This window comes from Fibrobacter sp., from assembly GCF_045112255.1.
Lineage (GTDB): Bacteria > Fibrobacterota > Fibrobacteria > Fibrobacterales > Fibrobacteraceae > Fibrobacter.
This window is the reverse complement of record NZ_JBGUHR010000119.1, coordinates 61054-73924: the sequence shown is the minus strand read 5'-3', so window position 1 is coordinate 73924 and position 12871 is coordinate 61054. Positions and strand designations below refer to the sequence as shown.

Sequence of the window (12871 nt, the reverse complement as noted above, 5' to 3'; positions counted from 1 at the left end):
TATGTTCACAAACAATCTTGAATGCATCCATTCTGCCGTTTTTGCAAAAGCTTTTGAAACGCCATCAGCGACCGCACTCGTATCGCGAAATGCAGACGGCACTTACAGCCAAAAGACATACGCCGAGCTTTCTGAAAGCGCCTTGAAAATTGCGTCATCCCTCAAGACCGCAGGTGTAAAAGCAAAAGACCTCGTCGCCATCGTTCTCCCGAAGGGAATGAACCAGATTTTCTGCACGCTCGGGATTCAGGCCGTCGGCGCAGCATACGTACCCGTAGGCATCCATCAACCGATGGAAAGGATGCACAAGATTTTTGATGCCGCAAAGATTTCTGCAATCATCACCGATGAAGCACACGCAGAACAAATTCGCAAGGAAAATTTAGCCTGGAAGGTCATCGTCGTCAATGAAGCTTTGCAAAACGCCCCGATGAGCAAAGATGAAATTGTCGAAGATCCGTCACATCTCGCCTACATCATCTTTACCTCCGGCACAACAGGCGTCCCGAAAGGCGTGATGATTTCGCATCGCGGCGCAAGCAACACCATCCGCGACATCAACGAGCGTTTTAATTTAACAGCCAACGACGCCTGCATGGCAATTTCGGAATTGGACTTTGATCTTTCCGTTTATGACATTTTCGGCATGCTTTCCTTGGGCGGAAAGGTCATCGTCCTCTCTGAAGAAACTAAGAAAGAAGCAAACATCTGGAAACAGATTGCAAGCGATCAAAAAGTGACTTTGTGGAATTCCGTCCCGGCACTTTTTGAAATGTTCACGATTGTCGCAGGCGACAAGGCAAGCACAATCCCGCTAAAGACCGTGATGCTTTCGGGCGACTGGATTCCGCTCCCGCTATTCGGCACGACAAAGAAGCTTTGGCCGAACAGCCGATTCATTTCGCTCGGTGGCGCTACAGAAGCCTCCATTTGGTCCGTCTGGTACGAAGTCAACGGATTGGATCCAGAATGGAAATCCATTCCTTACGGCAAGGCGCTACTGAACCAGAAAATCAAGGTCATGGACGAAAAAGGCCACGAATGCCCAACAGGTGAAGCGGGTGAACTTTGGATTGGCGGCATCGGCGTTGCCGAAGGCTACCTGAACCAGCCAGATTTGACACAGGAACGATTCCCCGTTGAAAACGGAGAACGCTGGTACAAAACCGGCGACAAAGTCCGCATGATGCCCGACGGAAATTCAGAATTCCTAGGACGTCTCGATACACAGATCAAGCTCGGCGGTTTCCGCATCGAACTTGGCGAAATCGAAAACGTCATCAAGAAAAAATCAAGCATCGTCAACGCCGCCGCAGTCGTCGTTGAAAACGGAGCCAAAAAAGAAATTGTCGCAGCTGTAATCCCGGCGCTGAACAAGGAAAAAATCGCCAAGTACGATTACAAGTTTGTTGAGGAATACGAAGACGAAAATCTGCCAGAGCGCACCAACGCCGTCGCCGCACTGATTCACGACATCCGTTCCAGCATCAAGGCGATCCCGGAAAAATCAAAGAACGCGTTTGCACTGTGGAACAATTGGCTTTTCAAGAACGGCTTTGAAAGCATCCGTCCGAGTGTAGAATCTGATTTTTCAAAAAATTTGAACAGCGCTGAAAATGTTGAATTGCTGAAAAACGTGCTTCTCGGCAACCGCCCGGAAACGGACCTTTTAATCAACAAATTTTTCGCTCCAGAAAAATTGCTTTGCGAAAGTGTAGCGTTCAAGACATTCATCGGCAAGGCCGTCACGACTGCCGCCGCAGACGACATCAAGAAGATCGCATTCCTGAATGCTCGTTCTGGGCTTGGCGTACAAGAATTCTTGAATCGCTACGAAAAGAACGGAATGGAAGTTACGTTATTTGACGAGTCCACAGGCATGCTTGACGAAGCCCGCGATACACTGCGTAACTGGAAAGACAATCTCAGATTCAAGCAGCTAGACCTCAGCGCATGCGTACAGGAATTAGAATCTTACGACTTGGTCATTGATGCAGGATTTTTGCACACGTACAACAACCCCACCGACGCCATTTCCTTTGCTTACATGATTCTCAAAAAAGGCGGAAAGTTCATGGCTCTCGATTTCGAGAATTTCGACCCGGTCGCCATCGTAAGTTCTGCCGTTCTGGAAAACGGCTTTGCCAAGTATACGCGCTTGCGCCGTTTCACGTCACTCTTGACGGATGAAGAATGGGAATCCATTTTCAAGGAATTGCCATTTGAAACCATTTCGCTTGAAAACAATTCTCACTTTGTACAGACGATTATCGCAAAGAAATCCGCTAACGCCAAGGAAATTCTCGGCAGCGAATTTGATGAATACCTGAAGACGAATCTCGTTCCGTACATGATTCCGTCTAGAACAGAAGTATTCGTCAAGTTCCCGCTCACAGCAAACGCCAAGGTGGACCGCAAGACAATTACCGCATATTTGAAAAAGACAATTACCGTCGATGTAAACGAAAACTACGAAGGGCGTGAAAAAGAACTTGCGAACATCTGGAAGTCGTTACTCTCACTTGAGAAAATCGACCGACACGCCAACTTCTTTGAAATCGGCGGCGATAGCCTTCTGGCCACGCGATTCATCGAAAAGATCCACACACAGTTCGGCGTCGAAATTTCGCTCCGTGAATTTTTTGAGAATGCGGAATTGCACGACCTCGCCCTCATTTTTGAAGAACGAATCAACGCGCTCGGCGACATTGAAGAGGGTGAAATATGATCGGCATTCTCGGTGCATACGGAAACATCGGAGTTTGGGCAACGAGATTCATCAAGGTCAACAGTTCGCCAAAGCTTCGCATTGGCGGACGCAACATCGATAAAGTCGATTCCACAATTCGTGAAGAATTTGCAAATGCGGACTGGGTAAAAGTTGACGTATCCGATAAAGAAAGCATTGAGCAGTTTATAACCGGGTGCGATTGCATTCTGGACTGCACAAAGATTTCAGAAAAAGACGCCTTGCAAATGGACGACATTGCCTCCGTTGCAAAAGTTCCTGTAGTCCATTTAGGAATTGTCGGTTATCGCAAGGGAAAATCCAGCACTCCCATCATTTACGGTGCAGGGAGCATTCCCGGGCTTTCTGGACTCATTCCGCAGTATTTAGCGCAACATTTCGACTCTGTCGAAAAGTGCGATTTCTATTACGGTGGGATCGGTTCCTTCTCGTACACGGCCGCCCGCGATTACATGGAAGGCATTTTCGAAAGCACTAACCATTCCATGAGCTACTGGAAAGATGGCGAATTGCAGCCCTTCACGCCGACATCAACAAGCCCAGCCGATGTCCTGGAAAGTTTTCTTGGAACATTCAAAGCGTTCCCATACTTTGATGAAGAATCAGCTGCGGTCGTCCAGAAAATCGGATTCAGGGAAGCCCGTTTCCAGATGTGTCTTGGCGGCGAACGCACCTTAAGAACTTTGGATTCTGCAAGGTCACAATACAAGCAAAATCCAGAAAAGACGATCGAGGAAATTTGCCGTTCAACCCAGCTTGACTGCTTCGGAAAAAGCGAAAACGCCATCTTTGTCTGCAACATTGACGGAACCGCAAATGGAGCCGATTGTCAAAAGCAATTGATCATTTCGGGACTTGCGCCTTCGCAGTTAACAGGTTCTGTAGCCGGCGCTACGGTCATAACGGTCCTAGAAAAAGAACTCCCCCATCAAGAATTTCTTCTGGGCGAAACGGACTTAAGCAACGACATCATCAACAAGCTAAGCAATATAAAATCCTTTTCATGCGTAACAAAGAACGTGAGTGATGAAATTGAAGGAGAAATTTAAAATGCAACGAAAAAAAGTCATCGTGTGCGGAAGCACTTTTGGGCAGTTTTACATCCACGCTCTTCAAAGTATGCCCGAGCGATTTGAACTGGTAGGCTTATACGGTAAAGGCAGCGAGCGTTCCAAGAAATGCGCCGACACCTACGGCATTCCGCTGATTACCGAATTTGACCAGATTCCTCAAGTTGACATTGCATGCGTCGTCATCAGCTCAGGTACAATTGGCGGCATCGGCACGGACCTCGCCATCCGTTTTATGGACAAAGGCGTCAATGTCATTCAGGAACAGCCGATCCATTTGAAGGATGTTTCGCTCTGCTTTAGAGCCGCAAAGCGCAACAATGTTTATTACAAAGTCTGCGATCTTTACCCAAAGCTTTCTGAAGTCTCGCGTTTCATCCGTATCGCAAACGAGCTGAACAAGAAAGAGTTGCCGCTTTACATCAAGGGCGCATTCTGCCCGCAGGTTTCTTACCCCGCAATCGACATCCTTTCGCATGCATTGCCATCCATTTTTTCGTTTGTCGTAGATAGCGTTGCCGATGCCGTCGGTCCATTCGACATCTTGACCGGAAAACTGGACGATATTCCAATCATGCTGGAATACAACAACCAGGTCTTCCCGGAAGACCGCGACAATTACGAGCACCTGTTGCACAATTTCGCCTTCGTGTACGAATCAGGCCGCCTCATCCTTGAAGATACTTTCGGCCCCGTCTTGTGGAAGCCGAGAATGCATATTCCTAAGTCTTTGTACAATCCCGAAAACCAAAAGAACATGCCGGCCTATGTTCTTGAAAACACCATAGAACCGCTAGGCAATTACAGTCCAAAGCACTTTGACCAGGCGCTTTTCGGAGACTGGAAGCAGGGAATCGCAGACAACATCCTGGAGCTGGAATCGATGATCAACAACCATGTCGATTTAGCGCCACTCGCACAGCGACAGATTCAAGTTTCCAAGAAATGGAACGAGCTTACAAGCGCTTTCAGCTTTGCAAAAATCATCCACCCAGACGGTCATCATTACATTCCGTCTAACGATATCAAAAAATTTAGCGGGGAGAGTGTATAATGAACAACATCGAAGCCCTCATTGAATCCTTTGAAAAAAACGGCATCCATCTTTTTATGGATGGAGAAAAGTTGCGCTACAAGGCTTCTAAAGAATTGATGACCCCAGAAGTCTTAAGCCAACTGAAAGCACACAAGGCAGAAATCATTGAACAGCTGATAAAAAGCGCAAACGAAAATACATTTGTCATCGACCGTACACACCGTTACGAACCGTTCCCGTTAACGGACGTACAGTCCGCCTACATGCTTGGCCGCAGCAAGACTTTCGAATACGGCGGTGTTGCATGCCACGTGTATCTCGAAATAAAGTATCAGGAACTCGACACTCAAAAAGTTAGGGACATCTGGAACGCTCTTGTCGCAAAGTACGACATGCTGCACACCGTCATTAACGAAGGCGGATTCCAGCAGGTACTCAAGGAAATCCCGACATTAGAAATCCCTGAATGGGACTTGGTAAAGCATCCCGAAAGCGCTACCGCTTTTGAAAATTTCCGCAAGGAAATGGGCTGCCGCGCATACACCATCGGCAAATGGCCCATGTTCGGACTTGCCGTTAGCCGAAGCGCAGAAGGGGCCATCCTTCATTTCTCTATCGAGTTCCTGCTTGCGGACTGGACAAGCATCTGGAAACTCGTTGCCGAATTTGAAGCCGCCTATTTTGACGGAATCGCCGTCTCGGGCGAAGAAGAAGTTTCTTTCCGTGACTACCTGATTGCAGAAAAGAAAATCAAGTCTAGTGCTCGATACGAAAAAGAAAAGAGCTATTGGATGAACCGCATTGCGGAATTGCCCGAAGCTCCAGAACTTCCGAAACTTCCGGCAAACGAATCCAAAGATTCTTTCGGCAGAAAGTTCCTGCGCATTCCGGCAGACGCCTGGAACCGCATGAAGGCGCGCGCAAAGCAATACGGTCTCACGCCTACCGTTCCCATACTTTCGTGCTATGCAGATGTTTTGGCCAAATGGAGCCAGAGCAAGCGTTTCTGCATCAACATGACCGTTCTGAACCGCCTCCCGCTTCATGAAAAAGTCATAGACATTGTCGGAGACTTCACTTCGCTCAGCCTGTTAGAAGTTGATTTGTCCAAGCGTGAGAACTTCCTCGTTCGCACACGCAGACTCAATGCACGTCTATTCGAAGACCTGGACAATCGCCTTTTCAGCGGCGTCGAGGTCATGCGCGAAATTTCAAGACAAAGCAAAAAATCCAGTCTTTCGATGCCGATTGTCTACACGAGCGCGATTGGCCTTGCCGATTCAGGAGCGCCTCTACGCGGTGAATTTTCCGGCGGCATTTCGCAGACTCCGCAGACATTCATCGACTGCCAGGTGATGGACGGCGCATTCGGCTTACAGGTCAACTGGGATTACCGCGAAGGCGTATTCCCCGCTGGCGTACTCGAAGCCATGTTTGACGCCTTTGAAAAGCGCTTGCTCGCATTGGCAAATGAAAACGCGGACTGGGAAAACATTGCAGAAATTGCGCTCCCGACACGCGATGCCGCCGAGCGTTTTGAAGCAAACGATACGAAGAAAAAATGGAATGTCCGTTTGCTGCAAGACGACTTTATCGAAAGCGTCAAACGCACTCCGAAAAAAATCGCCATTGACGACGGCCATGTAAAATTCACATTTGAAGAACTTGACGCACGTGCCAAAGTTCTTGCAAGCAAGCTGATCAAGCTCGGCGTAAAGCCACAAGATTGCGTTCCCGTGCTGATGGAAAAATCGTCATGGCAAATCGTCGCTGTTTTTGGCATTCTGTACGCTGGCGCCATTTACGTTCCCATCGCAGCCGCCAAGGCCAAGGGTCGTGCCGAAAAGATCGTCAAGAAGACAGGTGCAAAAGTTGCCATTGGCATTTCTACAGACGAAGCGCTCCTTGAAAGCAAGCTTACGACAATAAATGTTGACACGCTCAGCAATGATGCCACAGCCATCGATACAACGACATTCCCGAAGCGCATTCCCGAAGACATCGCCTACATCATTTACACAAGCGGAAGCACCGGCGAGCCGAAGGGCGTTGTCATTACGCATAAAGGAGCCATGAACACCATCGACGACATGAACGACCGTTTCAATGTCAATGCCGACGATGCCGTTCTTGGACTTTCGCAGCTCAACTTCGACTTATCTGTCTATGACATTTTCGGCGTTCTCGCTCACGGCGGAACGGTCATATTCCCGACAGCCGAAGATTATATGAACCCCGAAGCTTGGGAAGCATTAATCCACAAGCATAACATCACCGTATGGAATACAGTACCGGCGTTGATGAAGATGCTCCTCAACTTTGTGGAAAGCAAGAGTTCTACAGAACCGCTCCCGCTCAAGGAAGTATTCCTTTCTGGCGACTGGATTCCTGTGGACATGCCTGAAAAGATCCGCAAGTTTGCGCCCAACGTGGACGTCATCTGTCTCGGCGGCGCAACGGAAGCATCGATTTGGTCCAATTACCACCGTTACTATCCGGATGACGGCCTCAAGATTTTGCCATACGGCCGACCGCTCGCAAACCAGACCATGCACATTCTGGACGAAAATCTTGAACCGTGCCCGACAATGGTTACTGGGCAGATTGCACTTGGCGGCGATGGCGTAGCCCTCGGCTACTACCTCGATGAAGAACGCACTGCGGCACAGTTTGTAGACCTTCCAAGCACTGGTGAACACGTCTATTTGACAGGCGACATGGGCCGTTATCTCCCTGGTGGCGAAATCGAGTTCCAGGGCCGCAAAGACAATCAAGTCAAGATTCGCGGTCACCGCATCGAGCTTGGCGAAATTGAAAATGTTTTGCGCGACTATGAATTTATAAACAACGCCGCAGTCGTTGTCGCCCCGGACCACAAGGAAATCTACGCCATGGTTGAAACACTGGCCGGATATTCCGAGGAATCGTTAAAATCATACTTGGACAAATTCCTGTTGCATTACATGATTCCGTCCATCATCTCGCCTGTAGAACACTTGCCTTTGTCCGCCAACGGGAAAATTGACCGTAAAAAGATTGTCGAATTTTTCGTCGCCAACAAGGAGAACGCAGCCAAGAACAGCACTACAGATTCAAGCGTTCCAACAACTCCGCTCGAAAAGGAAATTCTGAAAATTTGGTCCAAGGCTCTCAAATCCGATAATTTGGGATTGGATTCCAACTTCTACGATTTTGGCGCAGATTCCTTGACCATGGCGCAGGTTGCTACAACGCTCCGAAACGGGATCGCCTCAAAAGTTCCGTTCGATGCACTTTTGAAGCAGATGCTTGACGAACCCACCGTAAAGGACACCGTCAAGTTCCTGACCGAAAAGCCAAAGGACGGAAATTCTCAAAAAAGCGAAATGCTCAAGGTCATCCGTTACGGAAAACCAGGCAACGATTGCCTCCGCGTTTTGCTGCCCGCCATTTTCTGGAACGCAGACAAGTTCAACATTCTTGTGGAACAGCTTATCCAGCAAGATTTGGGAGAAATTCTTTCGTTCGGTTTAAACGACCTTGAAGAATTCTGCAAGCTGAAGCCGAAGGAAGTCGGCCCGACGCTCGCCAAGAAATTTGCAGAAGCCGTTCTTGCGACAAATTACAAGAAAGTCCAAATCATCACCTACTGCTACATAAGCCCCGTCGGCATCGAAATGGCAGAACGCCTCATCGACAAAGGCATCGAAATCGTCGATTTTGGCATCATTGACGGAAGCCGTCTCGGATTCCAATGCAGGACGAATGCCGTTCGCGACATCTTCTTTGCAGAAATGATCGGCGTCGATTTTAGCAAATGGGGACTCGACATTGAAGATTTCGTTGTCAAGTTCAATAAGATGATGGACTCGACCAACAAGAAGATCATCACGGACAAGGATGTCGAACTCTTGTCCAAGGATTTGTCTTCTGGCGATAAGCTTGTCGATTTCATGCACATGTCCGATGACGAAAAACTGGATTTGTGCATCAAGTACACGAACGCGTTTGGCGAAAATGCCGAAAGAAGCACATTCGAAAGACTCGTGCGCATGTTCAATCAGGGATTCAATGTCATGACGGACTTTACGCCTGCGCCATTGTTCGGAAACTTGAGGTACTTCAAGGCCCATAACGACGACGGCATCTACCGTTACTTCGACATTCTCTATCACGATTGGGACGAACTCTGCCTCGGTGATTTGGAAGTATCGCCTATTCCGGGAAACCACTTGACCTGTCTCTCGAATCCTGAATACGTCAAGGTTATTGCAGACAAGCTTAACTACAAGAATCTTGCGAGGTAATGCGGCATGGATATTCCACATCTTATTAACGAATTTTCAAGCCGGGGCGTAACGCTTTGGCTTGACGAAGGCAAGCTCAAGTTCCGTGCCGCAAACGGAGCGCTCAGCGCCGAAGACAAGGAATGTTTAAAGGCCAACAAGGCCGGAATCGTCGCGCATCTCGAAAAAATAGCCGCAGAAGAATCAAGCGCTTTCCCGCTCTCGCCCATTCAAAAATCGTATTTAGTCGGCCGTGATCCCGTCTACGATCTCGGCGGCATCAATACGCATTATTACATGGAGCTGGAAATTGACGAAACGATTGACATTCCACGACTTGAAAACGCATGGAACGAAGTCATCGCGTACGACGATGCGCTTCGCCTTGTAATTTCTGCAAAAGGAACGCAGCGCGTTCTTGATGCAGCACCGAAATATTCTATTGAAATCGTAGAATTGGAGAATGCAGAACAGCGTCTCAAAAAGCGCAAGGAATGGAGCCACAACATTTACCCGTTAAATCAATGGCCCTTCTTTACCATGCGCGTTTCCCGAGTTCCGAACTCCAAAGATGTTTTGCACTTCGATTTCGACTGCATGATCATGGACGCCTGGAGTGCAAAGATCGCACTTTCGCAAATGTTCAAGCTCTACTGCGGCGAAACCGTGCAATGGATCGATTACGGATTCAAGGACTATTGCAGCGACCTGATCAAATTCGATAGTCAGCAAGATTATTCGCAAGCCGAAGCTTTCTGGAAATCTAAAATCAATGAATTGGTATGCGAACCTGACTTGCCGTACGCAAAGCCGCTTTCCGAGATCCACAATCACCGCTTTTCAAGAATTTCCGGAGAACTGTCTGTTGAGGAATTTGCACTGTTCCAGCAGAGATGCCGAGAATACCGCACGACACCAGCGGCTGTCATCAGCACAGCCTATCTAAAAGCACTTCTCGGATTCAGCAAGAACGATTCGCTCACTATCAATTCCACCATATTCAACCGTTTGCCGCTCCACAAGGACATCAATTCGGTCGTCGGAGATTTCACGAACATCGCTTTCATCACGCTTTCCAAGAAATGCAAAAATTTCCTGGAGTGTGTACAAAGCGTTCAGAAGGACATGTGGCAGCTCGTGCGTTTCCACACGTACGATGGCACGAAGATTCTCAAGTTCAAGGAAGGTCTTTCGCCGATGCGCGCTCAAATGCCCATCGTGATTACATGCGTACTCGAAAACGGTCAAAAGTCCAACAGCGAAATGCCCACCGGGATGCACCAGATTTACGCCCTGAGCAAGACTCCGCAAGTGGTATTGGATTACCAAGTCACCAATTTCGATGGTAGACTTTCCGTCAACTGGGATTACGCGGAACCCGCATTTGCGCCAGAGACTCTGAAAGAAATGTTTGCCTCAAACGTCGGTTTACTCAAAAGACTGCTTACTGAAAAATGGGACGAGGTTTTGTAAATGCTATACATTTTCACAGGGACAGAATCTTTTACAGAACTAGACTTGGCCGGGTTATGGCCATTGCTGAGCGAACAGCGAGCCAAGCGAGTTGACAAGTACCGTTATTTCAAGGATCGCAAGCTTTCGGCATTGGCATACATCCTCTTGCGTTACGCTTTAATCCAAGAAAAAGGCATTGACGAAAAAGTCGAATTTGAATTCGGCCCTTACGGAAAGCCGTTTGTCAAAGGAATGCCGGAACTGCAATTCAGCTTATCGCACTCCACCGAAGGTGTCGTTTGCGCTCTTGCAAGTTCACCCGTGGGCGTTGACATCGCAGACATCGACCCTGCCAACCTCGATTGCATTAAAAGCGCAATGCACCCTTCTGAACAGCATGCCATAAAAAGCTCGAATGACAAAGCCCGCACTTTTGCGCGCTTCTGGTCGATGAAGGAAAGCTTCCTCAAATACACGGGCACAGGAATCGACAACAACATCGCAAGCCTAGATTTCTCGGACTACGACGAAAACTTGTTCGATTACAGGCTCGCCAAGATGCAAGTTGTCGATAGCGAGAAATCGGTCATCACCGCTTACTGTGCAGAACTTTTGCCTGTCAATATCCTCACCAAAATTGATCTTTTCGACTTTTTAATAGGAGAACCCCGCAATGCAAAACTTGCCCTCGCTTAATCAAAAACTGAAAGAATACCTTGAAGACAATAACTCTAAAATCACGCTCATCAAAGGTGAAAAGCATACCTTATTTTCAAAAGGCGATCTAAAGCAGGGCATCATCAGAGCACGAAACGCTTTTTCAAAAGCAGGCGTAAAGCAGGGAGACATCGTAATTTTCCAGATCAACAGCTCTGCCAAAAAGGCGTTCCTTTCCAACTTTTTTGCACTAGTTTCACTAGGAGCCGTTCCCGCATTTCTGACAGCATCGCGAAACCGCGACCAGGTCCATCGTTTAAAAAACGTAGCACAAAGTAATCCAAAATCGTTCATTGTCGCCGATGACGAGACTCTGCAATTTATCAAGTTCCTGTGGGAAGACATTGACGAGAAGCGACTCATCATCACTCACGAAGAAAATCAGGATGATTTTAAAACTACAGAATCCGATATCGCTTATGCCGATGTAAAGCCATCGGACAACGTCCTGATTCTTTACTCTTCAGGAAGCACTTCCGACCCGAAGGGTGTCGTGATGCAAAACGAAAGCTTTTTGAAGATGATCAAGAGCCTTGAAGTTGCGCTTTCGTTATCCGAAAAAGACAGATGGCTGATCTGGCTCCCTCTTGAGCACGTCTTTGGAATTCTCGCCGGCGTTGTACTCCCAATGTATTCCAAGTCAAATGTAGTCCACATGGATGCAGGCGACTTTATTCGAAATCCTAAATCTTGGCTTGACGCGATCCACCAGACAAGAGCAAATAAGAGCGCTGCGCCCAATTTTGCCTACCCCATGATTTTAAAAGCCCTTGACGGTTCCGAGAACTGGGATTTGTCCTGCATCGACTTCATCCTTAACGGCGGCGAGCCGTTATCGCGTAAAGTGGTAGAAATCTTCGAAAAGACTACTGAAAAGTTCAAATTGAAGAAAAATGCCATAGCCCCTGTATATGGCTTGACAGAAGCCCTAGGCGGCGTCTGCCTGAACATAAAAGCCTGCTATCCAGAAATTGACTTAAACCAGCTGAAATCAGGGATTGACTTTGACTTGACCACGATCAAGCGTGGCGACATGGATTTGATCAGCCAGGGATTCGCAATTCCCGGTATGGAAATTGGCATTTTCGACAGCGAAAACCACCGACTTGAAGAATTAACCATTGGAGAAATCCATATAAAAAGCGAAGCCCTATTTTCAGGCTACTTAAACATCGATTCATCAGGTCTTTTTGTCGATGGCTGGTTTGATACAGGAGATTTGGGATTTCTGTACATGGACATGCTTTATGTCGTCGGCAGAAAAAAAGACATGTTCTTTATCCATGGCAAAAACGTCTACCTTCGCGATATCGAACAAGTCGTTGAAAAAAAATTCAGCTACCGCGTTGCGGCCTGCGGCGAAAACAATTCTCAGACGGGTGAAAATGCAGTCTACCTGTTCATAGAAACAGCAAACACGGACGAAATACCGATTCAAAAAATAAAGAACTTCGTCTTTTCGGAAATGGGATTTTCATTAAAGGAAGTCATACCCATCAAGCAATTTATCCGAACCGCCCTTGGAAAAATTGCAAAGCAAAAGACTCTTGAAGCTTATAAAAACGGGAAAATTTAAGGA

The 12871-nt window shown here is 47.6% G+C and carries 7 protein-coding genes; all 7 read left to right on the top strand.

What is annotated here, in order from left to right; all coding sequences use genetic code 11:
* The first annotated feature begins 1 nt into the window (after position 1).
* From ACJMM9_RS15155 to ACJMM9_RS15125, 7 genes are read left to right on the top strand one after another with little or no spacing between them, the layout of a single operon-like run.
* On the top strand, positions 2-2728 hold the full coding sequence (locus ACJMM9_RS15155) for an amino acid adenylation domain-containing protein (RefSeq protein ID WP_405328778.1): 2727 nt from the start codon (positions 2-4) through the stop codon (positions 2726-2728).
* Positions 2725-3798, top strand: coding sequence for a hypothetical protein (locus ACJMM9_RS15150; RefSeq protein WP_405328775.1), 1074 nt, complete (start codon positions 2725-2727; stop codon positions 3796-3798). Before ACJMM9_RS15155 ends, ACJMM9_RS15150 begins: the two co-directional genes overlap by 4 nt.
* Position 3799: 1 nt before the next feature.
* Entirely contained in the window at positions 3800-4873 is a 1074-nt protein-coding gene (locus tag ACJMM9_RS15145) for a Gfo/Idh/MocA family oxidoreductase (protein WP_405328772.1), read from the top strand.
* Entirely contained in the window at positions 4873-9141 is a 4269-nt protein-coding gene (locus ACJMM9_RS15140) for an amino acid adenylation domain-containing protein (RefSeq protein WP_405328770.1), read from the top strand. The genes ACJMM9_RS15145 and ACJMM9_RS15140 overlap by 1 nt, the downstream gene beginning before the upstream one ends.
* A gap of 6 nt (positions 9142-9147) precedes the next feature.
* Positions 9148-10593, top strand: a complete 1446-nt coding sequence (locus ACJMM9_RS15135; protein WP_405328767.1) for a condensation domain-containing protein — start codon at positions 9148-9150, stop codon at positions 10591-10593.
* Entirely contained in the window at positions 10594-11271 is a 678-nt protein-coding gene (locus ACJMM9_RS15130; RefSeq protein WP_405328764.1) for a 4'-phosphopantetheinyl transferase family protein, read from the top strand.
* Positions 11249-12868 carry an AMP-binding protein gene (locus ACJMM9_RS15125; protein ID WP_405328762.1) on the top strand — a complete coding sequence of 540 codons (1620 nt, stop codon included), beginning with the start codon at positions 11249-11251 and terminating at the stop codon, positions 12866-12868. The genes ACJMM9_RS15130 and ACJMM9_RS15125 overlap by 23 nt, the downstream gene beginning before the upstream one ends.
* The last annotated feature ends 3 nt before the right edge of the window (positions 12869-12871 follow it).